Source organism: Alcanivorax sp., assembly GCF_002733835.1.
Taxonomy (GTDB): Bacteria; Pseudomonadota; Gammaproteobacteria; order Pseudomonadales; family Alcanivoracaceae; genus Alcanivorax.
The window spans coordinates 23,417-47,116 of record NZ_NVWY01000036.1 but is presented as its reverse complement, the minus strand read 5'-3'; the positions used below and the strand labels follow the sequence as shown (position 1 = coordinate 47,116).

The 23,700-nt window shown below is 59.6% G+C and carries 25 protein-coding genes; 11 read left to right on the top strand and 14 right to left on the bottom strand.

The window, feature by feature from the left end; all coding sequences use genetic code 11:
- Positions 1-36: 36 nt before the first annotated feature.
- Positions 37-984 (bottom strand): metallophosphoesterase, encoded by a 948-nt coding sequence (locus tag COA55_RS13625; RefSeq protein ID WP_290502594.1) that lies wholly within the window; start codon positions 982-984, stop codon positions 37-39.
- Between the two features lie 170 nt (positions 985-1,154).
- Here COA55_RS13625 and COA55_RS13620 point away from each other — a divergent pair, with 170 nt between their 5' ends.
- The 6 genes from COA55_RS13620 to glnG all read left to right on the top strand — a co-directional run bounded on the left by COA55_RS13620 (position 1,155) and on the right by glnG (position 7,810).
- Positions 1,155-2,240, top strand: a complete 1,086-nt coding sequence (locus COA55_RS13620; protein WP_063518708.1) for a tRNA (5-methylaminomethyl-2-thiouridylate)-methyltransferase — start codon at positions 1,155-1,157, stop codon at positions 2,238-2,240.
- Positions 2,241-2,247: 7 nt separating this feature from the next.
- A complete protein-coding gene (locus tag COA55_RS13615) occupies positions 2,248-2,499 on the top strand; it encodes a sulfurtransferase TusA family protein (RefSeq protein ID WP_063518709.1) in 252 nt (83 codons plus the stop codon).
- 229 nt (positions 2,500-2,728) lie between these two features.
- Positions 2,729-4,135: a glutamate--ammonia ligase gene (gene glnA, locus COA55_RS13610; RefSeq protein ID WP_063518710.1), complete on the top strand. Its 1,407-nt coding sequence runs from the start codon at positions 2,729-2,731 to the stop codon at positions 4,133-4,135.
- A gap of 144 nt (positions 4,136-4,279) precedes the next feature.
- The gene (locus COA55_RS13605; RefSeq protein ID WP_290502593.1) at positions 4,280-5,041 is read left to right on the top strand and encodes a DUF4124 domain-containing protein; all 762 of its coding nucleotides are present in this window, start codon (positions 4,280-4,282) and stop codon (positions 5,039-5,041) included.
- A 141-nt stretch (positions 5,042-5,182) separates the two neighbouring features.
- Positions 5,183-6,289 (top strand): nitrogen regulation protein NR(II), encoded by a 1,107-nt coding sequence (gene glnL / locus COA55_RS13600; RefSeq protein WP_290502592.1) that lies wholly within the window; start codon positions 5,183-5,185, stop codon positions 6,287-6,289.
- An 87-nt stretch (positions 6,290-6,376) separates the two neighbouring features.
- Positions 6,377-7,810: a nitrogen regulation protein NR(I) gene (glnG, locus tag COA55_RS13595; RefSeq protein WP_063538964.1), complete on the top strand. Its 1,434-nt coding sequence runs from the start codon at positions 6,377-6,379 to the stop codon at positions 7,808-7,810.
- 135 nt (positions 7,811-7,945) lie between these two features.
- Here glnG and COA55_RS13590 read toward each other — a convergent pair whose 3' ends face one another.
- The gene (locus tag COA55_RS13590; RefSeq protein WP_063518794.1) at positions 7,946-8,398 is read right to left on the bottom strand and encodes a hypothetical protein; all 453 of its coding nucleotides are present in this window, start codon (positions 8,396-8,398) and stop codon (positions 7,946-7,948) included.
- Between COA55_RS13590 and pip the strand changes: the two genes are divergently transcribed.
- From pip to COA55_RS13565, 5 genes are all read left to right on the top strand, one after another.
- Positions 8,397-9,320, top strand: a complete 924-nt coding sequence (pip, locus tag COA55_RS13585) for a prolyl aminopeptidase (protein WP_290502591.1) — start codon at positions 8,397-8,399, stop codon at positions 9,318-9,320. The genes COA55_RS13590 and pip overlap by 2 nt on opposite strands.
- Entirely contained in the window at positions 9,317-9,754 is a 438-nt protein-coding gene (gene dtd / locus COA55_RS13580) for a D-aminoacyl-tRNA deacylase (RefSeq protein WP_290502590.1), read from the top strand. Before pip ends, dtd begins: the two co-directional genes overlap by 4 nt.
- Positions 9,755-9,921: 167 nt before the next feature.
- On the top strand, positions 9,922-10,404 hold the full coding sequence (locus COA55_RS13575; protein ID WP_063518791.1) for a DUF3015 domain-containing protein: 483 nt from the start codon (positions 9,922-9,924) through the stop codon (positions 10,402-10,404).
- Between the two features lie 105 nt (positions 10,405-10,509).
- The gene (locus tag COA55_RS13570) at positions 10,510-12,333 is read left to right on the top strand and encodes a DUF4105 domain-containing protein (RefSeq protein WP_290502589.1); all 1,824 of its coding nucleotides are present in this window, start codon (positions 10,510-10,512) and stop codon (positions 12,331-12,333) included.
- The gene (locus tag COA55_RS13565; RefSeq protein ID WP_231880789.1) at positions 12,312-13,274 is read left to right on the top strand and encodes an alpha/beta fold hydrolase; all 963 of its coding nucleotides are present in this window, start codon (positions 12,312-12,314) and stop codon (positions 13,272-13,274) included. The genes COA55_RS13570 and COA55_RS13565 overlap by 22 nt, the downstream gene beginning before the upstream one ends.
- Positions 13,275-13,402: 128 nt before the next feature.
- On the opposite strand, the gene tatC is transcribed toward COA55_RS13565, so the two are convergent.
- The 12 genes from tatC to argS all read right to left on the bottom strand — a co-directional run bounded on the left by tatC (position 13,403) and on the right by argS (position 23,616).
- Positions 13,403-14,149 carry a twin-arginine translocase subunit TatC gene (tatC, locus tag COA55_RS13560; RefSeq protein ID WP_290502588.1) on the bottom strand — a complete coding sequence of 249 codons (747 nt, stop codon included), beginning with the start codon at positions 14,147-14,149 and terminating at the stop codon, positions 13,403-13,405.
- Positions 14,142-14,528, bottom strand: a complete 387-nt coding sequence (gene tatB, locus COA55_RS13555; protein ID WP_290502587.1) for a Sec-independent protein translocase protein TatB — start codon at positions 14,526-14,528, stop codon at positions 14,142-14,144. The genes tatC and tatB overlap by 8 nt, the downstream gene beginning before the upstream one ends.
- Positions 14,529-14,586: 58 nt before the next feature.
- Positions 14,587-14,832: a Sec-independent protein translocase subunit TatA gene (tatA, locus tag COA55_RS13550; RefSeq protein WP_063518808.1), complete on the bottom strand. Its 246-nt coding sequence runs from the start codon at positions 14,830-14,832 to the stop codon at positions 14,587-14,589.
- 53 nt (positions 14,833-14,885) lie between these two features.
- A complete protein-coding gene (locus COA55_RS13545; protein WP_063521325.1) occupies positions 14,886-15,221 on the bottom strand; it encodes a phosphoribosyl-ATP diphosphatase in 336 nt (111 codons plus the stop codon).
- A gap of 129 nt (positions 15,222-15,350) precedes the next feature.
- The gene (locus COA55_RS13540; RefSeq protein WP_290502586.1) at positions 15,351-16,958 is read right to left on the bottom strand and encodes an AarF/UbiB family protein; all 1,608 of its coding nucleotides are present in this window, start codon (positions 16,956-16,958) and stop codon (positions 15,351-15,353) included.
- On the bottom strand, positions 16,958-17,653 hold the full coding sequence (locus tag COA55_RS13535) for an SCP2 sterol-binding domain-containing protein (protein WP_290502585.1): 696 nt from the start codon (positions 17,651-17,653) through the stop codon (positions 16,958-16,960). The genes COA55_RS13540 and COA55_RS13535 overlap by 1 nt, the downstream gene beginning before the upstream one ends.
- Positions 17,650-18,402, bottom strand: a complete 753-nt coding sequence (gene ubiE, locus COA55_RS13530; RefSeq protein ID WP_290502584.1) for a bifunctional demethylmenaquinone methyltransferase/2-methoxy-6-polyprenyl-1,4-benzoquinol methylase UbiE — start codon at positions 18,400-18,402, stop codon at positions 17,650-17,652. The genes COA55_RS13535 and ubiE overlap by 4 nt, the downstream gene beginning before the upstream one ends.
- Before the next feature lies 1 nt (position 18,403).
- The gene (locus tag COA55_RS13525; RefSeq protein WP_290502583.1) at positions 18,404-19,099 is read right to left on the bottom strand and encodes a hypothetical protein; all 696 of its coding nucleotides are present in this window, start codon (positions 19,097-19,099) and stop codon (positions 18,404-18,406) included.
- 104 nt (positions 19,100-19,203) lie between these two features.
- Entirely contained in the window at positions 19,204-20,547 is a 1,344-nt protein-coding gene (gene hslU, locus COA55_RS13520; protein ID WP_063537233.1) for an ATP-dependent protease ATPase subunit HslU, read from the bottom strand.
- Between the two features lie 2 nt (positions 20,548-20,549).
- A complete protein-coding gene (hslV, locus tag COA55_RS13515; RefSeq protein ID WP_007150844.1) occupies positions 20,550-21,092 on the bottom strand; it encodes an ATP-dependent protease subunit HslV in 543 nt (180 codons plus the stop codon).
- A 134-nt stretch (positions 21,093-21,226) separates the two neighbouring features.
- The gene (locus COA55_RS13510; protein ID WP_290502582.1) at positions 21,227-21,862 is read right to left on the bottom strand and encodes an SPOR domain-containing protein; all 636 of its coding nucleotides are present in this window, start codon (positions 21,860-21,862) and stop codon (positions 21,227-21,229) included.
- Positions 21,862-23,616: an arginine--tRNA ligase gene (gene argS / locus COA55_RS13505; protein WP_290502581.1), complete on the bottom strand. Its 1,755-nt coding sequence runs from the start codon at positions 23,614-23,616 to the stop codon at positions 21,862-21,864. The genes COA55_RS13510 and argS overlap by 1 nt, the downstream gene beginning before the upstream one ends.
- Positions 23,617-23,700 lie beyond the last annotated feature (84 nt).

Sequence of the window (23,700 nt, the reverse complement as noted above, 5' to 3'; positions counted from 1 at the left end):
GGCAAGCCTGTCGCTTTCCTGCCTTTGCAAGCCGCTTCAGCGAATCCCTTTCCCCTGTTGGTTGCCCTGCCAGAGTAGTGTGATCAATGGGTCCTGTGGGTTGCCCAGCACACTGTAGAACCGGTACTCCGCTCGCATTGTCCCTCTATCGTCTCGCAGATCAATGGTGGCCAGGCCGTGGGTGGCACGGGTGAAGCGTTGCTGCTTGCTGGGAGGGCCCAGGTCGTTGTTGATGCTGGCGGCCCCGGAAATCAGCTGGCGGGTGCCCTGGTATTCTCCCTCGTCGGACAGCACGTGGTCATGACCGCCTACCAGCAAGTCCAGGTGGCCGAGTAGTTTGGGCTTGAGTGACAGGTTGATCATCTCGCCAGCGTCACCGTGGGAGCCGGTGCTGAACATGGGGTGGTGAGCAAAGCCCAGGCTGAAGCGGCAGCCGTGCTGGCGAGCTGTATCCTTGGCCTGTTCCAGCCAGCTGCTCTGGCGGCGGAAGTAATACCATTTTTCGAACCAGGTGGTCTCCAGGCTGAAGGCACAGGCGTCCGGCCATTGTTCAAAATAATAGAAGTGAGGAAAGTGGACTTGCGGGTAGCGTCGCGCCACTTCCAGCCAGGCCTCGCCGCTGCCTTTCCAGTCATGGTTGCCCAGCACCAGATAGAAAGGGATGCCCGCGTCCATGGCCGGTTTCATGGGAGTGAGAAAGCGGCTTTCCAGCAAGGGGTCGTCGGCACTGGTGATGCCATCCGGGTAGACAAGATCGCCCAGGTAGCGGACCTGGTCACATTCCAGGTTCACCAGCGCCTGACCCACGGCCATGGACGGTGCATTGCCCCAGCCGCCATCTCCCACAGCGCAGATTCGCTGCCCGGCCAGGGGCTCCTGATGAACCAGCCAGGGGCCGTGGGGGGTATGCCACCACCAGCCCAGCGAAGCAGCGATCAGGGAAAACAGTGACGCCATCAGCAGCCAGCGAAGTCTTGAGCGCATAAAGCAAAGCAATTTCAATTACATGGGTGGCCGAGTGTGGCGGACCGGCATGACGGTGAAGTGACAGCCGGTGGGTGCGGCGGCCATCGGGAGGATGCGCCCTTGGCCCGCGATTGCTATACTGCGCCGCCCAATTTTTGAGCTGTCCCCACAGCAACGCAGGTTTTTCGATGACAGAGGCAAGCCAACCAATCAAGCGCCGCGCCATTGCTCTGGTGTCCGGTGGACTGGACTCCATGCTGGCGGTGAAAGTCATGCAGGAGCAGGGCATCGAGGTGGAAGGGGTTAACTTCTACACCGGCTTCTGCGTGGAAGGGCATACCCATGCCATCCGCAAAAAGGACAAGGACAAGGAAAAGCGCAACAACGCCTTGTGGGTCGCGGAGCAGCTGGGCATCAAGATGCACATCATTGATATCTCCGAGGAGTACAAGGATGTGGTGCTCAACCCCAAACACGGTTACGGCGCGAACCTGAATCCCTGTCTGGACTGCAAGATCTTCATGGTCAACCAGGCCACGCTGATGATTAACAAGGCCCGCGAACTGGCGGGTGACCGGGGCTTCGATTTTATTGTTACCGGTGAAGTGATCGGTCAGCGCCCGAAGAGCCAGCGCAAGGAGACCATGCCGATCATCAGCCAGGAGTCCGGTGCGGATGACCGCTTGCTGCGCCCGCTGTGCGCCCAGAACCTGCCGCCCACCCTGCCCGAGCGCGAAGGCTGGGTTAACCGGGACGAGCTGCACGACTTCTCTGGCCGCAATCGCAAGCCGCAGATGGCGCTGGCCGCCAAGTTCGGGCTGGATGACTTTGCCCAGCCCGCCGGCGGTTGCTGTTTCCTGACCGATGAATCCTATTCCAACAAGCTGGCCGACCTGTGGAAGGCTCGCAACGAGCGCCGTTACGAGTTGGACGACATCATGCTACTGAAAGTGGGGCGTCACCTGCGTCCGCAGCCCCATTACAAGCTGATCATCAGCCGAGAAGAAGGCGAAAACCGCTTTCTGGAAGGCTATCGCTACCAGTTCACCAGCCTTACTACGGTGAGCTGCCCGGGGCCGTTGGCACTGGTGGATGGTGAGTTTGGCAGCGAGGCGGAGCTGGAGCAGGCGGCTGCCATTGTGGCCCGTTACTCCAAGGGGCGGGTTGACGAGACGGTGACCCTGGAAGTGCGTAGCCCTGATGGGGTCGCCCGGGAGATTACCGTGGCGCCGGCACAGCCGGATGCGGTACTGGCCAGCTGGAATGTGGGTTGATTCGACGATGACCTCTCCCCTTAACGAACTGGATGTGCGTCGGCTGCTGTGCCCCATGCCGGTGATCAAGACCCAGAATAAGGTAAGAACCCTGGCCACTGGCGATACGCTGAAAGTGGTCTGCACCGACCCTGGCGCGTTGAGCGATATCCCGGCCTGGTGCCGAATTAACGGCCACGAGGTGCTGGAAATGGGCGAGCAGGGCAACGAAGTTTTTGTGGTGCTGCAAGTGGGCGAAGATAACGGTGCACTGTTTTAGTGCTTCGCACTTATTGAGTGCACCGTTGCTGTGCACCAAAATGAATCATCTTCCCTGGTTTCTGCGATTTAGGCGGAGAATGCGCTAAAAAAGGGCTGGCACGGTATTTGCCTCCCTATTGGCAAAGCTGGCCCAGTGGCCGAGAATACCGGCTCCTTGTGCTGCCCTTACCCAGAGCGGTACGACGAGTCAGAGACAAACCCGCTGTTCCTTAGGAGGACGCAAGATAATGTCTGTTAAGACCCTCAAACTGATCAAAGAAAACGATGTGAAATGGGTGGACCTGCGCTTCACCGATAGCCGTGGTAAGGAGCAGCACGTAACCCTTCCGGTTGGCGAAATCGATGAAGATTTCTTCCAGGACGGCAAAATGTTCGATGGTTCTTCCATCGCTGGCTGGAAAGGCATTAACGAATCCGACATGGTCATGATGCCGGATGACGAATCCGCTGTACTGGACCCGTTCACTGACGTTGCCACCCTGAACCTGCGTTGTGACATTCTTGAGCCGAACACCATGCAAGGTTACGAGCGCGACCCGCGCTCCGTTGCTCGTCGTGCCGAGGAATACCTGAAATCCACCGGTATTGCTGACACTGCGCTGTTTGGTCCGGAGCCGGAATTTTTCGTATTTGATTCCGTGCAGTGGAAGTCCGACATGCAGGGTTCCATGTACAACATCCACTCTGAAGAAGCGGCGTGGGTATCCCATGAAGATTTTGAAGGTGGCAACATCGGTCACCGTCCGGGCGTGAAAGGCGGCTACTTCCCGGTTCCGCCGGTAGACAGCCTGCACGATCTGCGTGGCGCAATGTGTTCTGCCATGGAATCCATGGGCCTGAACATCGAAGTGCATCACCACGAAGTGGGCACCGCAGGCCAGTGTGAAATCGGCGTTGGCGCCAACACCCTGACTGCCAAGGCAGACGAAGTACAGATCCTCAAGTACTGCGTACACAACGTGGCTCACGCCTACGGCAAAACCGCTACCTTCATGCCCAAGCCGCTGATCGGTGATAACGGCTCCGGTATGCACGTGCACGTGTCTCTGGGCAAAGACGGCAAGAACCTGTTTGCCGGCGACGGCTATGCTGGCCTGTCTGACGAAGCGCTGTACTTTATCGGCGGTATCATCAAGCACGCCCGCGCCCTGAACGCATTCACCAACGCCTCCACCAACGCCTACAAGCGTCTGGTGCCCGGCTTTGAAGCCCCGGTAATGCTGGCCTACTCTGCCCGTAACCGTTCTGCTTCCATCCGGATTCCGTTCGTGAACAGCGCCAAGGCCCGTCGTATTGAGGCTCGCTTCCCTGATCCGTCTGCGAACCCGTACCTGTGCTTTGCGTCCCTGCTGATGGCTGGCCTGGACGGCATCAAGAACAAGATGCACCCTGGCGATGCCATGGATAAAGACCTGTACGACCTGCCGGCTGAAGAAGCGAAAGACATCCCCACCGTGGCGCACACCCTGACCATGGCGCTGGATTGCCTGGAAGAAGATATGGACTTCCTGACCGAAGGTGACGTGTTCACCAAGGATATGCTGGAAGGCTACATCGAGTTGAAGCGTGGCGAGATCGAGCGTCTGAACATGACCCCGCACCCGGTTGAGTTCGATATGTACTACTCTTGCTAATTTCCTTCGGGAAGCAGCAGAAAAGAGGCCCCCGCTAGTCGGGGGCTTTTTTTTGCCTGAAAAAAGCGTGCTATTTTGTGCACTTACCCCTTTTCTGGGCGCAGCAGTCAGGCCAGAATCAAGGACAGTCATAGGGAGATAACAATGAAGAAGTCGCTGATTGCCGTTGTTGCCTTGGGGTTGATCTCTGGATCAAGCCTGGCGGCCACCGCGGAACAGGAAGACGGGGCCAGCCGGACAGAGGCCTCTGATGCGCCGGCGTCGAAGATTTACCGGACCACTGATGAAAAAGGCAATGTGGTGTTCACGGATCAGCCCGGAGAGAACAGCCGCTCCGAGGAAGTGAAACTGAAAACCACCAATACAGTGCCGATCAAGAAGGTGGAAATGCCGGAGGCGGTGTCGGCGCCAGAGGAAGAGGCGGCGGACCCCACGGTGGAGGAGTACACATCGCTGACCATTACCTCCCCGGAAAGCGGCTCCACACTGCGTAACCCGACTGATGCTGTGTATGTGTCCGTGAACCTGCAACCTGGGCTGCAGCCCGGCGATAATTTGGTGTTGCTGGATAATGGCGCGGAGCAGCCCGCCCTGCAGCTGGATGCGCCGGAACGCGGGGTACATAACCTGATCGTGAAAGTGGTGGGCGAGGATGGCGAAACCCGTATCACCTCCGAGCCGGTGGAAGTTTACATTCACCGCAGCACGGTCAGTGACTTCCGCAATTTCCCCGGTGGTGGCAGTAACGGTGGTGCTGCGCAAGTCGGTGGTGCAGCCGACCGTGGTGGCTCGGCCAATGTGGGGGGTAGTGCGTCAACCGGGGGCGCTGCCAGCGTGGGCGGTGGTGCAGATCGGGGCAAAGCTGCGCAGCCGGCAAAACCGAATCGGCGCATCCGCAACAACTAATGGTGCACCTCAATGGTGCGCTTTGCCCTTCCTTCCCTTTAAACTCATCAATAGCAGGCTTTTACGCCTGTGCTGCAGGCCGCTGATACCAGCTTTGTCGGGCTGATCTACAGGTGGCCTGATAATTGCTTATGCCCTGTTATGGGCCAATTTCTGATGGGTGACATTACGTTGCACAAACGACTACTGGATCACCTGCGTACCGCAGTGATCATGCTGGACGATGCCCTGTGCGTGCGCTACCTGAACCCGGCGGCGGAAATGCTGTTGGCGACCAGTACCAGCCGCGCCGTCGGCCAGCCTCTGCCCGATTACTTTTTCGATGATGAAGAGGCGCGCCTCGCCATTCAGCAGTGCATTGATGATGAGCACCCCTTCACCCAGCGTGAGGCGCGGCTGTCGGTGGCGCCGGGCCATGAAATCATGGTGGATTATTCGGTCAGCCCGATTAACGAGCCGGGCCAGCCTTTGTGTCTGTTGATGGAAATGCAGTCGCTGGATCGCTTGCTGCGGATCAGTCGTGAAGAAGCACTGATCCATGCGCACCAGGCTACCCGGGCACTGGTGCGGGGTGTGGCCCATGAAATCAAGAATCCGCTGGGTGGCATCCGCGGTGCGGCTCAGTTGTTGGAGCGGGCGCTGCCTGACCCGGAGCTGACCGAGTATACCAAGGTCATTATCGATGAAGCCGACCGGCTGCGGTCGGTGGCAGATCGTATGCTCGGCCCGCGTAAGCCGCCGGAGTTCCGTGCCGTAAATGTGCACGAGTGCCTGGAGCATGTGCGCCAGTTGCTATTGGCGGAATACCCTCGCGGAGTGGCGATCTGGCGTGACTATGACATCAGCTTGCCGGACGTGATTGCCGACCGGGACCAGCTGATTCAGGTATTACTGAACCTTATCCGCAACGCCACCCAGGCGTTGCTGGAATCGAAGACGCCGGCACCGCGCATCACCATGCGTACCCGCGTGTTGCGCCAGTTCACCATCGGCGCCCAGCGTCACCGGTTAGTGCTGCGCATGGACATTATCGATAACGGCCCGGGCATTGCCGAGGATGTGCAGGAAACCCTGTTCTACCCCATGGTCAGTGGCCGTGCCAGCGGCACCGGGCTGGGGCTTTCCATTGCACAGTCCATCATCAGTCAGCATCAGGGGCTGATTGAGTGCGAAAGCCAGCCGGGCGAAACCGTATTCAGCATCCTGCTGCCCATGGAGCAACTGGATGAAACAGAGAAACCGACATAGCGTAAATTGCGCTGCTTTGAACAGAGCGACGCCATACAAGCCGGCCGTTGATTGCGGTGGCGATGGAAACAACAGGAGTAGCAGGTCATGAGTGTCAGTATTTGGGTTGTGGATGATGACCGCTCCATTCGCTGGGTGTTGGAAAAGGCGCTGGGCCAGGAAGGCTACGCGGTGACCTGCTTTGAAGATGCGGATGAAGCGCTCAATACCCTGGAGCAGGGTGGGCAGGAGCCGGAAGTGCTGATCAGCGACGTGCGCATGCCCGGCACGGATGGGCTGCGGATGCTGAAAATTCTGCAGCGCAAGAATCCGGATCTGCCGGTGATCATCATGACGGCGCATTCTGACCTGGATTCTGCGGTGGCCTCTTATCAGGGGGGCGCGTTTGAATATCTGCCCAAACCGTTCGATGTGGATGAAGCCGTGGCTCTGGTGCGCCGGGCCATCAAGCATCGGGAAGAGTCCCGTGGCGACTTTCCGGAACCGGTTGAAGAAGCACCCACCGAAATCATCGGTGAGGCCCCGGCCATGCAGGAAGTGTTTCGCGCCATTGGCCGGCTGAGTCATTCCAATGTGACAGTGCTGATCAATGGTCAGTCCGGGACCGGTAAAGAGTTGGTCGCTCGCGCTTTGCACCGCCACTCCATGCGGCGCGAGAAAAATTTCGTCGCGCTGAATATGGCAGCCATTCCCAAAGACCTGATCGAGTCCGAGCTGTTCGGCCATGAAAAGGGGGCCTTCACCGGCGCCAATAATCAGCGGGTGGGGCGTTTTGAGCAGGCCAACGGCGGCACCTTGTTTCTGGATGAAATCGGCGACATGCCGCTGGAAGCGCAAACCCGATTGTTGCGGGTGCTGCAGGAAAGCGAATTTTATCGCGTAGGCGGGACCACGCCGATCCATGTGGATGTGCGCATTATTGCCGCCACTCACCAGGATCTGGAAAAGCTGGTGAAGGAAGGCGATTTCCGTGAGGATCTGTTCCATCGCCTTAACGTGATCCGCATCCATATTCCGCGCATGGCGGAACGCCGGGAAGATATTCCCCGCCTGGCGAATTATTTTCTGCAGCGCGCCGGCAGTGAGCTGGGGGTGGAGCCGAAAGTTCTGCACAAGGACACGGAAAAATACCTTTCTGCGCAAACCTGGCCGGGCAATGTGCGGCAGCTGGAAAACACCTGTCGCTGGCTGACCGTGATGGCATCCGGCCGGGAAGTGCTGGTGGACGATTTGCCACCGGAGCTGAAAGAAACCGGCGCAGCGAAAGGTGCGGATGTGAGCGGCGACTGGCTCAAGTCGCTGCGCAACTGGGCCGACCGGGCGCTGTCCCAGGGGGAGCGCAGTATCCTTGAGCAGGCGGTTCCGGGCTTTGAGCGCACCATGATCGAAGTGGCCCTGCAGCACACCGGCGGGCGCAAGCGTGACGCGGCGGCGCTGCTGGGCTGGGGGCGCAACACCCTGACACGCAAGATCAAGGAGCTGGATATGGAAAGCCAGCTTAATGGTGGCGATGAGGACTGAAAGCCGTTAGCCGTTCGCGTGCCCGGGTTTCGGATCAGCCATACAGGAGGCCGCGCCTATACGTTTATACGTTGGGCGTGGCCTCTTTCGGTTGGATCTTTCGTTTGGAGTGCAGGGCCGCAATAGTGGATGGCGTTATTCGGTCAGGCTGTCAATTTTCCACTCACCGTCCAGCAGCCAATGGCTGTCTATCTGGTAACTGTCGGCATCATCCGGGAGCACATTTTTTCCACCCCAGGCCAGTGCGGTAAATTGCACCCGGGCCTGTTCCTGTGTCACCGGGTCCAGATCAATCCGGATGCGTGTAAAAGTGATGTTGCGGTTCGGGTAGCGAAAAAACAGCCCCACCAGAGTGCGGTGAATCTCCTTGCGCTGCAGGGTTCTGCCGCGTCTTTCAACGGTCGCGTTATCGCTTAGGCGGCCCATGACTGTGCCCGTGTCGCCGTCCTCGATGGCGGTTTCGATCTCGGCAAGGGCATCCTTGATGGCCTGCTCCGGGGGCGTGTTGTCACAAGCGGCCAGGAGCCCTTGCAGCAAAATCAACAGCAGGTATGCTGAAATTCTTCTTCCTGTCAGAACCTGACTCATGGCGTTATTTCCTTTTCTCGAGCCGTATCGGCAATGCTACCTTCCGGTTGGGCAGGGGCATCAGTTATATGTGGAAGAGAGCGGTAATCCGCAGGGTATTCCTGTGGTGGTGCTGCACGGTGGCCCCGGTGGCGGTTGCTCTCCGGCGCTGCGACGTTTTTTCGATCCGCAACGGTTTCGGATTATTCTGTTTGATCAGCGCGGTGCCGGTCAAAGCCGGCCACTGGCATCCATTGAGGATAATACCCTGAGCCATTTGCTGGCCGATCTCGAACAGATTCGACAGGCGCTACACGTCGAGCGCTGGATGGTATTTGGCGGTTCCTGGGGTGCCACACTGGCGCTCGCTTATCTGGCGGCGTTTCCACAGCATATTACTGGCATGGTGCTGCGTGGCATTTTTTTATGCCGTCACCAGGATCTCGACTGGCTCTATACCGAAGCCGGGGCGGCCAGGATGTTCCCGCAGGCCTGGCAAGTCTTGCAGCAGCAGGCGCCGCCGGGCAACGGCAGTTTACTGGAGCGTTATCATCAGGGATTGCAAGGCGAGCACGCTCGCCGTTATGCCCGGGCCTGGTGTAATTGGGAATCCACCCTGGCGCTGATGCCGACCCAGCCACCGGGCCTGGGCAGTGATGACGAGTTATGCATGGCTCGCCAGGAAACCCATTATTTTCTTGCTGAGGGCTTTGTGGAGCAACCGTTGCTTGAGGCCTGTGCCGGCAGTGCCGTGCCGGTGGAAATTGTGCATGGCAGCCGGGATTTTGTCTGCCCGCCGGAGCAGGCGCTGGCGTTGCATCAGGTGCTGCCAAACAGTGTGCTCAACTGGGTTGAGGGAGGAGGGCATTCTTCCATGGACCAGGGCGTGGCCCAGGCGCTGGTGAAGGCGGTAATGCGACTCGATAGAAGGGGTGAGCAATGAAAGTGTTGATGCAGCGGGTTAGCAAGGCCAGCGTTGATGTGGACGGAGTGACCGTGGGGGCTATCAATAAAGGCTTGGTGCTGCTTATCGGCATTGAAAAGCATGATGACGAAAAGCTGGTCAAGCGGATGGCGGAACGCATTGTCAGCTACAGAGTTTTTGCAGATGATCAGGGGAAGATGAATCAGGATGTGCGAGATGTGGCAGGGGGCTTGTTGGCGATTTCTCAATTTACTTTAGTTGCGGATACCCGGAAGGGGCGACGCCCGAGCTTTAGTAGTGCCGCGGAACCGGCTTCGGGGCGGCGATTGTACGAGTGTTGTGTCGAACAATTGGGTGGTTATGGCGTTGCCGTGGCTACGGGGATCTTTGCTGCGGATATGCAGGTTTCTTTGGTTAATGATGGCCCGGTTACCTTTATGCTTGAGATGTGATTTATTCTGAATAAGCTTATTGCAAAGCGGTTCCCCTTGTTTATGATGAGTTTAGTTGCCTGCAAAGGTAACGGGGAGAGCGTTGCCGGCATTTTGCTGGCAGGCATCGTGGCCAGTGAAAGGCTGCATCCCCAGGGAAGATTCATAAAAACTTGGAGGAATTCAGGATGAAAAAGACACTTATCGCTGCCGCTCTGCTGGGCGCTTCAACATCTGCCATGGCTGTGGCGCCGGGTGGTCCGGGCTGTGGCTGGGGCAACATGCTGTTTGAAGGCAAATCCGGCATGCCGATGCATCTTCTGGCGACACTGGTTAACGGCACTACCGGTAACGCCACCTTCGGCATGACCACAGGGACCAACGGTTGTGATACCAGCGGCGCTCTGACCTACAGCGGCCAAAGCCTGCTGGGCATGACGGGTGTGATGGAAGAAGTGGCGCAGGACATGGCCACCGGCGACGGTGAAGCCCTGACTGCTCTGTCTGTTTCCATGGGTATTCAGACTGAAGACCGCGCTCGTTTCAACGCGCTGATGCACGAAAACTTCGCGACCATTTTCCCGAACCAGGACGTGACTGCCGCTGAAGTAATGGCAAGCATCACTGACGTGATGAAACAGGATCAGGCGTTGTCCAAGTACCTGGCCTAATCAGCACAAAAGATCCATCAGAGCCCCGCTTCTGGCGGGGTTTTGTTTTTAGGGCCCTCTTTTCTGACACTTTTGTCGGCTTGTAATTGAGACGGATGAATCCGGATGCGCACTGGTCTTTTCTGTGTGCTGCTGTGCTGGTTTGTGCCGGCGTTTGCTGCAACCCCTTCCCTGTCTGAACTGGCGGAATCGTCCCGCTGGCAGGCGTTATTACATATCAATCCCGGTGCGACCCTGCGTGACAAGCATCAGAGTTATGTGGACGACGATACGTTTTTTTTCGCCGATTCCGGTAAGGCCGATCCGTTAGCCGAGCTTGAGGCGACGGAGCAGGCACTTCGTGCTGCGCAATCGCCGGCGCGTTGCCGTTTTCCTGCGCGCTATCGTTTTCTGTCCGAGCAGCTGGGTTGGCAAGACGAGGCACCCTTTTCACACTGCGATGACTACAACGAATGGCGCGACGCGATTCATGCCAATCGCGCGGTGCTGGTGTTCCCCGCCGCCTATTTGAACAGCCCTTCGTCCATGTTCGGACATACCTTGTTAAGGCTGGATCAAGGCGAAGATAGCGCTGTCTGGTTGTCGTGGGCGGTAAACTTTGGCGCGGTTTCAAGCGAAGCCGATAATTCTTTCTTTTATATCTATCGCGGTCTGGCAGGGGGCTACCCGGGTCGCTTTGCCCTTGTGCCCTATGTGCAGAAAATCCAGGAATATTCACACATGGAAAACCGGGATATGTGGGAATACACCCTGGATCTGGATCAGTCAGAAATCGATTGGCTGATTGATCATTTGTGGGAACTGAAAGACATCAATTTTGATTACTACTTTTTTGATGAGAACTGCTCATTTCGCCTGCTCGAGCTGGTAGAAGTGGCGCGCCCGGGGTCCGAATTACTCAGTGAATTGCGGTTTGCCGAAGTGCCGGTCAATACGGTGCGGGCACTGGATGAGCGCGACATCATTAGCAGCCGCCATTATCGGCCATCCAAATCCGTGGAGCTGGACAATCTGCGTAAACAGCTGGATGGATCCCAGCAAAAAATGGCAAGGGCGCTGGCTGATAATCCTGACCTGGCCGAATCGCCTGCCTTCATGGCTGAACCGGAAGCAACCCGGGCGATTATGGCGGCGGTAGCTTATCGCTACATCAGGTTGGCCCACCGCAAGGAAGAGCGAACCCCGGAAGTGGCGAAAAAATCGTTTGCCCTGTTAACGTTGATGAACAGCCTGCCTGCCGCCCCGGTTCCGAAAACAGAGAACCCGGAACCGCCGGAAAAAGGGCACGGAACGCAGATGTTGGGCGTCAGTGGCGGTCAGCGCGAAGGCGAGCTGGATTTCGGCGAGTTGACCTATCGGTTGACCTATCATGACTTGCTCGACAATCAATACGGCTTCCTCCGCGGTGCGCAGATCGAAGGGCTTGACATGACCCTGCGCAGTACCGAGTCCGGGCAGGTCAAACTGGAAGAGCTGGATGTGGTGAGCATCCGTTCGCTGGCACCACGAAACCGCTTCATGAAACCCCTGAGCTGGTACGTGGAGGGCGGGCTGGAGCGAGCCTGGGCGGGCCGGCGCCGGCTGGTGCGCTACATTCAGGGTGGCGCTGGCGGCAGCTGGCTGTGGGAGAACTGGCAGCCATATCTGTTAACCAGCGTGCGAATGGAGAATAATAGCGAGTTCGGCACCTTCCTGACCCCGGGGGCCGGTCTGGATGCGGGCATTTTGTATCACCGTGGCGACTGGCAGTGGCAGTTAGGCAGTGTGGGGCATTATTTCACCAACGATGAATATCGATCCTCCTCCCAGTTTGCGGTGCAGTGGGCAATGACCCGGCAGCACGGCTTGCGCGCTTCACTGGAGCGCGAGAACCGGCGGGGCGGTTACGATGACGAGTTCAAACTCCAATGGCGATGGTATTACGATTAAGCGCAGCGTTGCTGCTGGGCCTGCTGCTGGCAGGGTGCAGCAAACTGTTTTTCTACCCCATGTCTCCGTGGGTACAGAACCCGGAAAATCAGGGCCTGCAGTACGAAGATATTGTACTGATACATCCGCGCGGCATGCGTATCCATGGTTGGTGGCTGCCGGCGGCCGATGATGCGCCGGCCCGTGGCACGGTCTATTTCCTGCACGGCAATGCCCAGAATATCAGCACCCATCTGGCCAATGTGCAGTGGCTGCCGGCACGGGGCTATAACGTCTTTTTGCTGGATTACCGGGGCTACGGGCTGTCGGAAGGCAAGCCGAAGCTGCCGGACGTTTTCGATGATGTGCAGCTGGGGTTGGACTGGCTGCGCCATGCCCGGCGCACGGATGGTGCGCCGCTGGTGGTGTTCGGGCAGAGTTTGGGCGCCTCCATGGCCGCCAGCGTATTGGGCGAAGAGGGCAATGCCGGGGCGGCAGATTGCGTGATTCTGGAGGCGGCGTTTGCCAGCTACCGGGATATCACCAGTGACGTAATGAAGCGTAGCTGGTTGCTGTGGCCGTTGCGCTGGATGGTGGTGCCCACCATGCCGGACCGCGCGCTGGACCCGGAGGAGCGAGTGGCCCACATTGCCCCGACGCCCTTGCTGGTGATGCACAGTGAAGATGACCCAGTGATTCCCTACGCTCACGGCGAGCGGCTGTATGCCGCGGCGACGCAACCCAAAACCTTCCAGAAGCTGCGTGGCGGACACACGGAAAGTACCCGGGACCCGGCGGTGCAGCAGCGCCTGGTGGATTTCATGCAGGACAATGATTGTGCTGCCGAGGTGGCGAAAGCGGAAGAGGCGCCCGAGTCGCCCGCTGAGGGAGGGGGGGAGGAGCCGCCGGCGTTTCCTGTGCCCGCGCCGATTCCTGCTCCAGGCAGTGGTTACCGGTTCTAGGACCGGTTGGGCCAATCCCGGAGGCCTTCAGTGCTACCCATCTCTGGATGTCGGATTACGCCGCTTCGCGGCTAATTCGACCCACGCGAGTTATTCCGGTCCATCACTCAGCATTAGCCAGGATGGCGTTACGCTGACGGGGCCTGAGCCTGTTTCTTTACCATCCGGGCGGCGAGCAGTCCCATCTCGAACAAAAACCACATGGGAATCGCCAGCAGGGTCTGGCTGATGATGTCCGGTGGTGTCAGCAGCATGCCGATCACGAAACAACCCACCACCACATAGGCGCGGGCCTTGCTCAGTTTTTCCACCGTGGTGGCCCCGGTGCTCACCAGTAGCACGATGGCAATGGGTAACTCGAACGCCAGCCCGAAGGCCAGAAATAGCGCCAGTACAAAATCCAGGTAGCTGCTGATGTCCGTGGTCACGGCCACCCCTTCCGGGGCGATGGCGGTGAAGAACTGGAACATCAACGGGAATACCACGAAATAGGCAAAGGCGGCGCCGCCATAGAACAGCAGGACGCTGCTGGCCAGCAGCGGTATCGCCAATTTCTTTTCATGCTTGTACAAACCGGGAGCCACAAAGGCCCAGGCCTGGTGGAGAATGAACGGCATGGCGGCGAAGACGCTCAGGTACAGGGTCAGCTTGAACGGCGCCAGGAAGGGCGAGGCCACGCCGGTGGCAATCATGTTGGTGCCGGCAGGCATGGCGTCCATCAGCGGTTTGGCCACCAGGGTGTAGAGCTCGCGGGAAAACGCGAACAGACACAGGAAAACGATAAAAATGACGACCATGGCCTTGAGCAGGCGATTGCGCAGTTCCAGCAGGTGGGCAATCAGCGGCTGGCCGGCGTCGTTGCTGGCATCAGTCATGGCGGGTGGAGTCCTGGGGCTGGTCGTTGGTGCGCTGGGTGGTGTCGGCGTCATCCGCGTTCAGGGCGTCGCTATGGGGCTGTTCGCTGCGCGGTGCCCGTGAGCGGGCAATTTGTTCCGGGCTCAGCAGGCTGTCTTTGGCTTCGCGGATGCTGTCTTCATCCAGCCCCATCTGGCGCATCTGCTTTTCCATGCGCTCCTGCATGTCCTGGGTCACGGCTTCACGTTCCAGCTCGTTCTTCAGGTGGTTGAAGGTGGAGCGGGCACGGCCGATCCAGTGGCCGAGGGTGCGGGCGACGGTGGGCAGTCGCTCCGGCCCCAGTACCACCAGGCCGATAATGAAGATCAGGGTGAGTTCGGCAAAGCCGATATCGAACATCGCAACCTCGGTTTAGCAGGATTTGGTCCGGACTGTGTCGCCGAAAAGGCGACAGGAATCAGGCCTTGTCCTTTTCCTTGTTCTGTTCGCTTTTTTGCCCGGCTTGTTGCTCGTTATCAGGCTGCTCGTCGTCAGCCAGACGTTTCTGGTCCTGCTCGTCTTCGCCATCTTTCATGGCGTTCTTGAAGCCTTTCACCGCGCCGCCCAGATCGCCGCCCATGTTGCGCAGTTTCTTGGTGCCGAACAACAGGACCACGATGGCCAGAAGAATCAGTAACTGCCAAATGCTGATGCCGGAAAACATGGTTTTCTCTCCGAAAAAGTAGGGGCCGCGTTAATGTGCGTTGTTAATGTGCGTTAGTGTTTACCGCTGCGTGCGGCTTTTTCATCATGGCCGGACAGGCCAAAACGTCGTTGCAATTCTGCCAGAACCTTGTCCGGGTGTTCGCCCAGTTTGGCCAACATCACCAGGGAGTGGAACCATAGATCGGCGGTTTCGCTGATCAGTGCCTGGTTGTCGCCACTGACTTCGGCATCCCGGGCCGCAAGAATGGTTTCCACCGCTTCTTCGCCGACTTTTTCCAGGATCTTGTTCAGGCCCTTGGCGTAGAGGCTGGCCACATAGGAGCTATCCGGATCGGCGCCCTTGCGCGATTCGAGTACCTGGTGCAGCTCGCTGAGTATATCTGACATAGGCTGTGTATTCTTCGTGGTCGAACTAGCGGTCTTTATGCAGGAGCCTGCTTGCTGGCGAAGGGTGATGGTTCGCTTGCAAGCAAGCTCCTACGAACATTGAGCACGGTGTTTGTGCAGGCCCACAGTCTAGCGCCGCCAGCTCCAGCTCACCAGCAGCACGGCGCCAGCAGCCAGTGGCCAGCTGAAATGGGGCGTTGCCAGCCACAGGGCGGCGCCGGCACAGCCGAGCCCGGCGAGGCCGGCAAACAGCTTGTGGCGATGGCGGACCAGTTGTTGTTCGAAACGGGCTTCCAGGCGGTCCTGCTGGTAGGGCAGGTCGCGCAGGCTTTCCAGCCCGTCGCGGAGCAGGTCGGGCATGTCCGGAAGCTGGGCGGTCCATTCCGGCAGGCGATTCTGCAGCTTCTTCAGCGTGGCGCTGGGGCCGTATTCGGCCAGCATCCAGGCTTCCAGCAAGGGGCGCCCGGTGTTCCAGATATCCAGCTGGGGATAAATGCTGCGCCCCAGTCCCTCGATGTGAACCAGGGTTTTCATTAGCAGGATGTACTGCACCGGCATTTCGATATGGTAGGCGCGAACCATATCGAACAGTTTCATGATCAGGGGCGCGAATTCCAGTTGATCCAGCTGGGCGGAGCGGACGGGCTCGATGATATCGATCACTGCCCGTTCAAACCGGGGCCGGTCGATGGGAGCCGTATTCCAGCCAGCGCGGATCACCGCATCCACCAGGGCGCTGTAGTCTTCGCGCATCACCGCCAGCACCATGCGCCCAAGTACGTTCAGGTCGTCCTTGGACAGGCGCCCGGCGATGGCGGCGTCCACGGCCATGTACTGGGGCGACTCCGGGTGTTCGGGGTTAACGAAAATATTGCCCGGGTGCATATCCGCATGGAAGAAGTTGAAGCGGAAGACCTGGGCGAAGAAAATCTCCACGCCGCGCTCGGCCAACACTTTTGGGTCGATGCCAGCGGCCTTGATGCGCTCGATATCGTTCACCGGAATACCATGGATGCGATCCATGATGATCACGGTGGGGCTGGACAATTCAAGATGAATGGCGGGAATGTGCAGCAGCGGACTGAACAGAAAATGCCGGCGCATGGTTTCGCTGTTGCGCGCTTCGGCGGCCAGATCCAGTTCGCCGAGGATGATCTCCCGGTAGTCCTGTACCACCCGGGCCGGGCGGAAATAGCGGGCATCACGCCACAGGCGTTCCAGCCAGCGGGCACCGAAGGCCATCACCTTCAGGTCCCGCTCCACCACCGGGCGAATGGTGGGGCGCAGCACCTTGGCCACCACCTGTTGGCCGTTGTGCAGGGTGCCGGCATGCACCTGTGCTACGGAGGCGGCGGCCATGGGCGTGCTGTCGAAGTCGCGGAACACCTCATCAAAGGGTTGCGGCAGACTGGCTTCCACCAGGGCTCTGGCCTGCTCGCCATCGAAAGGGGCAACCTGATCCTGCAGGCGGGCGAGGGCGGCGGTCCACTCGGGCGGCAGCATGTCTTGGCGGGTGGCCAGCAGCTGGCCGAATTTGATGAAGATCGGGCCCAGCCGTTCCAGTGCTTTTTGCAGGCGTTCGCCTTCGCTCAGCTCGCCGGTGCCGAGCCAGCTGGCGGGCACCAGGTACTGGAGGACAAGGAACAGGCTCTTGGCCGGATGCGCGGGCAGCAGGGATATCAGCCGGTAGCGGCAGATCACATGGATCACCACCAGTATGCGGGTAATCGGTGGCATCAGTGTGTTGCGCTCCCGGAATCCTGTGGCGATGAGGGCGAAGAGGATGATGTGGACGGCGCGCGGGTTTTCAGCCGCTGAATGCGGGCATCCAGACGATCCACGTCCATGCGCAGTTCATCCACGTCCTGACCGAATTCGTAAACGTCACGGCGGCTGGGAATCAGCCCGGATTCGTTGCCCACATAATCGCCCAGTTGTTCGGTGAGGCGGGTGGCGGCTTGCTTCGCCCAGCCGAACAGGCGGCGCGCGCTGTAATCCAGTTGCTGGGCCAGCTCGGAACCGGTGACAGGCTCCAGAATGGCGCCCCAGTCGATCTGCAGGTCGTTGGCGATCTGTTGTAGCTCTTGCAGAAAATCCCGGTTGCCGGTGATGTCCACGGGGCCGCCGATCACGCCGGGGCGGGTTTTCCAGTTCAGTAGCAAGGAGGCCAGGTCCATGGGGCTGCCTTTCACTGCCACGTCCGGGGTGGCGTCGCTGCGGTGGTAGAGTTCCACACCGTCTTCCACGATCAGCCCGTAAATAGCCATGGGGGGCAGTGTGACTTCAATGGCAATCAGGCGCCCGGCGTGTACGGCCAGGCGATCGGCGCTGGCCGGATCGGAACGCAGGGCGGTGTTGATGGCTCGCTCCACGGTGGCCAGGGCGGTGGTGGACAGCAGGCCGGGAGAGCGTGACTGGTCTTTCAGGCTCAAAACTTGAATCCTCTGTGCAGGGCCACGATGCCGCCGATCATGTTGAAGTATTCGGTACGGGCAAAGCCGGCGGTGTCCATCATGCCTTGCAGGGTGTCTTGATCCGGGTGCATGCGAATGGATTCTGCCAGGTACTGGTAGCTGTCGGCATCGTTGACGATGAGCTTGCCCAGCTTGGGCCACACGGCAAAGGAGTAGGCGTCGTAGGCTTTGGCCAGGTGTTTGTTGGTGGGCGTGGAGAACTCCAGAACCAGTAGGCGGCCGCCGGGCTTGAGGACCCGCAGCATGGAGCGCAGGGCCGCGTCCTTGTCGGTAATGTTGCGCAGGCCGAAGGCAATGGTGATGCAGTGAAAGCTGTTGTCTTCAAAGGGCAGGCATTCGCCGTTCACCTGGGTGACCTGGGTGTTGTGGCTGCAGCCGGCATCGAACAGACGGTCGCGGCCCACGTCGAGCATGGCGTCGTTGATGTCGGCCAGCACCACCTGGCCGGTTTCGCCCACCAGCCGGGAAAATTTGATGGCCAGGTCGCCGGTGCCGCCAGCCAGGTCGAGCACTTTGTGGCCCGGTCGAATGCCGGCCAGCTCGATGGTCATGCGCTTGAGAATGCGATGGCTGCCCATGGAAATCAGGTCATTCATCACATCGTATTTGCCCGCCACGGAGCGGAATACGCCGGCCACTTTTTGCTGTTTTTCCTGCCATGGCACCTGCTGGTAGCCGAAGTGTGTGACCTTGCTGTCGTCGGACATATCAATTCTCGAAAGGCGATGGGTGACAGGCGAAAACCTTTTCCATGATGGCGTCTTCCCGGGTGGCCAGCTGCTCCAGCAGCAAGCCAACGCTGGGAACGGGTTTCATCACCCGGAAACTGCGATCCATGAAATCATACAGGTTCGCAAAGCCCGCCGCATGGGCCGGTTTGCGAACCATTTTGAAAGTGGCGTGGAGCATTCGCGAGCGGATATAGCGATCCAGTCGATGACCCAGTTCGGCCACCAGCTGCAGCTGCTGTTGGCGATTCTGGTGATGGCTCGGCTGGCGAAATCCCGCTAGATAGGTGGCTTCATCGATGGGTTGATCAAGCTGCTCGCCGAGGATGTCGGTGACTGCTTCGTCCAGCTCCTGGGTGAGGATGGCCGCTTCCAGTGCGCTGGCGGAGGTGGCCATGACTTTATCCGGTAGCAGTTTCATGGCCTTGGGCAGAGCGCGGCGGATTTCCCGTGCCACCGGCAGCAGCTCGCGGCCACCATAGACTTCTTCCAGCAGGAAGCGGACTCCCTCGGCGGTTGCCGGGTCATCAAGAAGGTGAGCATGGGTGTGTCTGAGACGCTTGCCCTGCCAGTCTTGCAGGCGGCGTAGCCGCGCGATAAAGACGGCATCGTCGCCGTGCTGGCGCAGGGCAAAAAAACGCTCGAGATAGTGCTGAAGTTGTTCGCCGGCGGTCATGGTGTTCCCTCCGGCGGGGATAATAGCAGAAAGAACGCCGGATGCCTGATGCCCAGTGTCTGACGCAGGGGGGGGGCATCAGGCATTGGGCGTGGCGTTGGGCGTTACAAAATATACCGGCTCAGGTCTTCGTCGTCGGCCAGTTCGCCCAGGTAGCGATCCACGGCTTCGGCGTCCAGTACCAGGGGCTTGTCGTGGTACTGGGTGGCCAGGGAGTCGGCGTCGAAGCTGATTTCTTCCAGCAGTTTTTCCAGCACCGTATGCAGGCGACGGGCGCCGATGTTTTCGGTGCGCTCGTTGACCTGCCAGGCCACTTCTGCAATGCGGCGGATGCAGTCGTCGCTGATCTCCAGGTTCAGGCCTTCGGTTTCCAGCAGCGCCTTGTATTGCTCGGTGAGCGAGCATTTGGGCTCGGTGAGAATGCGCTGGAAGTCGTCCGGGCTCAGCGGGCTGAGCTCCACGCGAATTGGCAGGCGGCCCTGCAGTTCGGGGATCAGGTCGCTGGGACGAGACAGGTGGAAGGCGCCGGAGGCGATAAACAGGATGTGATCGGTTTTCACCATGCCGTACTTGGTGGAAACGGTGGAACCCTCGATCAGCGGCAGCAGATCGCGCTGTACCCCTTCGCGGGACACATCGGTGCCGCCGCCTTCGCCGCGCTTGGCCACCTTGTCGATTTCATCGATGAACACGATGCCGTTGTTTTCCACCACGTCGATGGCCTGCACTTTCAGCTCGTCTTCATTGACGAAACGGGCGGCTTCTTCGTCGCGGATCAGTCGATAGGCTTCGCGCACCTTGAGTTTCTGGCTCTTGCGCTGCTGGTTGCCGCCCATCTTGGAGAACATCTGCTGCAGCTGGCTGGTCATTTCTTCCATGCCAGGGGGTGCCATGATGTCGACGCCGGCGGGCTGGCTGGCCACGTCCACGTCGATTTCCTTGTCGTCCAGCTCGCCCTCACGCAGTTTCTTGCGAAAGATCTGGCGGGTTTTGCTGTCGGTGCTGTCGTTGGCGCTGCCGTCTTCTGCGCGTGCGGCGGGAAGCAGGGCGTCGAGAATGCGTTCTTCGGCGGCATCATCGGCCTGGCTGCCCACACGGGCGATTTCCTTGTCGCGCAGCAGTTTGATGGCCATTTCCATCAGGTCGCGGATGATCGATTCCACATCGCGGCCCACGTAGCCCACCTCGGTGAATTTGGTGGCTTCCACCTTGATAAAGGGGGCGTCGGCCAGTTTGGCCAGGCGGCGGGCGATTTCGGTTTTACCCACCCCGGTGGGGCCAATCATCAGAATGTTCTTGGGGGCCACTTCCGCGCGCATTTCGGCGGGCAGCTGCATGCGACGCCAGCGGGTACGCAGCGCCAGAGCCACGGCTTTCTTGGCCGCGTCCTGACCGACGATGTGGCGATTGAGTTCGGAGACAATGTCTTTGGGTGTCAGGGAAGCCATGGTTAACCGTCCAGCTCTTCGAAGGTGTGGTTGTGATTGGTGTAAATGCAGATGTCGCCGGCAATGGTGAGCGCCTTGGCGACGATATCGCGGGCCGGCAGGTCGGTATTATCCAGCAGGGCGGTGGCCGCGGACTGGGCAAAGGGGCCGCCGGAGCCGATGGCAATCAGGCCATCTTTTTCCGGCTCAATCACGTCACCGTTGCCGGTGATGATCAGCGAGCTTTCCTTGTCGGCTACCGCCAGCAGGGCTTCCAGACGGCGCAGGGCGCGGTCGGTGCGCCAGTCCTTGGCCAGCTCCACGGCGGCGCGCACCAAATGGCCCTGGTGCTTTTCCAGCTGGGCTTCAAAACGTTCAAACAGGGTAAAGGCGTCGGCGGTGCCGCCGGCGAAACCGGCAATCACCTTGCCGTGAAAAAGCCGACGGACCTTGCGGGCGTTGCCCTTCATGACAGTGTTGCCCAGGCTGACCTGGCCATCGCCACCGATGACCACGTTGTTACCTCGGCGAACAGAAACAATGGTTGTACCGCGATACTGCTCCACGGGAATTCTCCTTTTTACGCGTAGCAAAGGAAGTGTGGGCACAGGTGGGGGATTTCAAGGAGGAAAAGCAGGATGCCTGATGCCCGACGCCAGACGGGGTTACGTCCGGCATTGGGCGTTATGCATCAGGCGTTTTATTTTTTCATCTTGATCGGCAGGGTCTCGATGCCGTTGCCGGCCAGTTGGTCCTGGGCGCGGTGCATGGCGTTGAGGTTGTTGTAGGGGCCGATCATGACCCGGTGCCAGCTGTCGCCGCTGTCCAGATTGACTGACTGGATGCTGGCCTCGAAGCCTTTCAGGATCAGTTCGGCCCGGCGGCGGTCCGCATCTTCGTTGCGACGGAAACTGCCTGCCTGCAACAGGTATTTTTCGTTGTTGCGGGTGTTGGTTTCCGGCTTGCGGGTATTGGCCGGTTTGCTGGTGTCCGGTTTGCGGGTGGTGCCTGTGCCGTTGTCGGTTTCGTTCTGCGGCACGATCACTTCCATCTTCGGCAGCACTGCATAGAAATCGAACTGGGGTGAATCCTCTCCGGGTTCGTTCTTGGGTTCCGGTTTCGGTTCGGGCTTGGCCTGAGCCGGTTTGTCGTTGCTGCTGGCCACCGGTTTGCTGTCACCCTGTGCCATCTGGGTCTTGCCCAGATGGAACAGGAAGGCCACAAACAGGCCGACCATGAGGCCGGTAAACAGCCAGACCCAGCCGGGTACCTGGCGCTGGGGTTGCTTCTTGCGGGCGGGGCCGCGGCTGGCGCCGCGCCGGGTGTTCTTCGCCATTACATGCGCTCCAGTGGGCTCAGGCCCAGCAGTTCCATGCCGTGTTTGAGGGTGCGGGCGGTGAGGGCGGCCAGCTTCAGGCGGCTGTTACGGATGCCCTCGTCTTCACTGCTGAGAATCGGGCAGTGCTCGTAGAAGCTGGAAAACAGTCCGGCCACATCGTACAGGTAAGCGCTGAGCAGGTGCGGCTGGCCCTTGTCTGCCACGCTCTGGAGGACTTCCGCAAATTGCACCAGCCGTGCGGCGAGGGCCTGTTCTGCTGCTTCGTTAAGCAGGAAGTCACCGCTCACGCTGGCCATGTCCAGTTCGGCCTTGCGGAATACGCTGGCCACGCGGGTGTAGGCGTACAGCAGGTAAGGCGCGGTGTTGCCTTCAAAACTGAGCATCTGTTCGAAGTTGAAGATGTAGTCGCTGCTGCGGTTTTTCGAGAGGTCAGCGTATTTCACTGCGCCGATGCCCACCGAGCGGGCGATGGTGCGTAGTGCGTCCTCGTCCAGCTGCGGGTTCTTTTCTTTCACCAGCGCGTAGGCGCGCTCTTCGGCTTCATCAAGCAAGTCGATGAGTTTGACGGTGCCGCCGTCGCGGGTCTTGAACGGGCGGCCATCCGGGCCGTTCATGGTGCCAAAGCCCATGTGTGCCAGTTCGGTCTGTTCGGGGACAAACCCGGCCAGCTTTGCCAGGGTAAACATTTGCTGGAAATGCAGTGCCTGGCGCTGGTCCACAAAGTACAGCATGCGATCGGCCTGCAGGGTGCCGGCGCGGTAACGCAGGGCGGCCAGGTCGCTGGTGGCGTAGAGATAACCGCCGTCGGCTTTGCGCACAATAACGGGTAGTGGTTCGCCTTCCTTGTTTTTGAAGGCGTCCATGAAGACGCACTGGGCGCCCTGGCTTTCACTGAGCAGGCCTTTGCTGTCCAGGTCAGCGACGACCTGGGCCAGGTCATCGTTGTAGGCGCTTTCGCCGCGCACGTCCGATGGGGTCAGGCTGACGCCGAGGCGATCGTAGATGGCCTGGCAGTGGCTCAGGGATACCTGGTTGAATTCTGCCCACAGGTTCAGGCAGTAATCGTCGCCGGACTGCAGTTTTACCACCAGGGCGCGGGCGCGGTCGGCGAAGGTGTCGGATTCGTCGAAGCGTTGTTTGGCGGCCCGGTAAAAGGTTTCCAGGTTGGCCAGCTCGCGGCTTAGCTCGCGCTCGCCTTCTTCGGCTTTCTGTTCTTCCAGATACGCCAGCAGCATGCCGAACTGGGTGCCCCAGTCGCCCACGTGGTTCTGGCGGATCACGGTGTGGCCGAGAAACTCCAGGGTGCGCACCACGGCGTCGCCGATGATGGTGGAGCGCAGGTGGCCCACGTGCATTTCCTTGGCCAGGTTGGGGGAGGAGTAGTCCACCACCACGGTCTGGGGCTGCTCTGGCCGGCCAATGCCGAGAAAGTCGTCGGCCAGGGCGGACTCCAGCAAGCCGGTGAGCCAGTCGTCCGCCTGGAAGAAATTGATAAAACCGGGCCCGGCAATGTCCACCTTGGCCACGGCGCTGTCGCTGGGCAGGGCGGCAATCAGCTTTTCTGCCAGGTCGCGGGGCTTCATGCCGGCGGGTTTGGCCAGCATCAGCGCGATGTTGGTGGCAAAGTCGCCGTGGCTCTTGTCCCTGGTGCGGTCGATTTGCACCGGACGCTTGGCGTCGGCGGGCAGGGTGCCGTCGTCGATCAGGGTGTCCAGGGCGCTTTCAATGAGGGATATCAGGCGTTCTTTCATGACATTCTTTTGTGGAGGGCTCTGGGCCGTTTGACTGGCCGGCGATTGTACGGGAAAAGGCGAGGATTCGCAGCACGCTTCACG

Excerpts from the sequence above, each read along its gene's own strand:
- COA55_RS13625 (WP_290502594.1), bottom strand. The coding sequence starts at position 984 with ATGCGCTCAAGACTTCGCTGGCTGCTGATGGCGTCACTGTTTTCCCTG.
- COA55_RS13620 (WP_063518708.1), top strand. The coding sequence starts at position 1,155 with ATGACAGAGGCAAGCCAACCAATCAAGCGCCGCGCCATTGCTCTGGTG.
- COA55_RS13615 (WP_063518709.1), top strand. The coding sequence starts at position 2,248 with ATGACCTCTCCCCTTAACGAACTGGATGTGCGTCGGCTGCTGTGCCCC.
- glnA (WP_063518710.1), top strand. The coding sequence starts at position 2,729 with ATGTCTGTTAAGACCCTCAAACTGATCAAAGAAAACGATGTGAAATGG.
- COA55_RS13605 (WP_290502593.1), top strand. The coding sequence starts at position 4,280 with ATGAAGAAGTCGCTGATTGCCGTTGTTGCCTTGGGGTTGATCTCTGGA.
- glnL (WP_290502592.1), top strand. The coding sequence starts at position 5,183 with ATGGGCCAATTTCTGATGGGTGACATTACGTTGCACAAACGACTACTG.
- glnG (WP_063538964.1), top strand. The coding sequence starts at position 6,377 with ATGAGTGTCAGTATTTGGGTTGTGGATGATGACCGCTCCATTCGCTGG.
- pip (WP_290502591.1), top strand. The coding sequence starts at position 8,397 with ATGGCGTTATTTCCTTTTCTCGAGCCGTATCGGCAATGCTACCTTCCG.
- COA55_RS13590 (WP_063518794.1), bottom strand. The coding sequence starts at position 8,398 with ATGAGTCAGGTTCTGACAGGAAGAAGAATTTCAGCATACCTGCTGTTG.
- dtd (WP_290502590.1), top strand. The coding sequence starts at position 9,317 with ATGAAAGTGTTGATGCAGCGGGTTAGCAAGGCCAGCGTTGATGTGGAC.
- COA55_RS13575 (WP_063518791.1), top strand. The coding sequence starts at position 9,922 with ATGAAAAAGACACTTATCGCTGCCGCTCTGCTGGGCGCTTCAACATCT.
- COA55_RS13570 (WP_290502589.1), top strand. The coding sequence starts at position 10,510 with ATGCGCACTGGTCTTTTCTGTGTGCTGCTGTGCTGGTTTGTGCCGGCG.
- COA55_RS13565 (WP_231880789.1), top strand. The coding sequence starts at position 12,312 with ATGGCGATGGTATTACGATTAAGCGCAGCGTTGCTGCTGGGCCTGCTG.
- tatC (WP_290502588.1), bottom strand. The coding sequence starts at position 14,149 with ATGACTGATGCCAGCAACGACGCCGGCCAGCCGCTGATTGCCCACCTG.
- tatB (WP_290502587.1), bottom strand. The coding sequence starts at position 14,528 with ATGTTCGATATCGGCTTTGCCGAACTCACCCTGATCTTCATTATCGGC.
- tatA (WP_063518808.1), bottom strand. The coding sequence starts at position 14,832 with ATGTTTTCCGGCATCAGCATTTGGCAGTTACTGATTCTTCTGGCCATC.
- COA55_RS13545 (WP_063521325.1), bottom strand. The coding sequence starts at position 15,221 with ATGTCAGATATACTCAGCGAGCTGCACCAGGTACTCGAATCGCGCAAG.
- COA55_RS13540 (WP_290502586.1), bottom strand. The coding sequence starts at position 16,958 with ATGCCACCGATTACCCGCATACTGGTGGTGATCCATGTGATCTGCCGC.
- ubiE (WP_290502584.1), bottom strand. The coding sequence starts at position 18,402 with ATGTCCGACGACAGCAAGGTCACACACTTCGGCTACCAGCAGGTGCCA.
- COA55_RS13525 (WP_290502583.1), bottom strand. The coding sequence starts at position 19,099 with ATGACCGCCGGCGAACAACTTCAGCACTATCTCGAGCGTTTTTTTGCC.
- hslU (WP_063537233.1), bottom strand. The coding sequence starts at position 20,547 with ATGGCTTCCCTGACACCCAAAGACATTGTCTCCGAACTCAATCGCCAC.
- COA55_RS13510 (WP_290502582.1), bottom strand. The coding sequence starts at position 21,862 with ATGGCGAAGAACACCCGGCGCGGCGCCAGCCGCGGCCCCGCCCGCAAG.
- argS (WP_290502581.1), bottom strand. The coding sequence starts at position 23,616 with ATGAAAGAACGCCTGATATCCCTCATTGAAAGCGCCCTGGACACCCTG.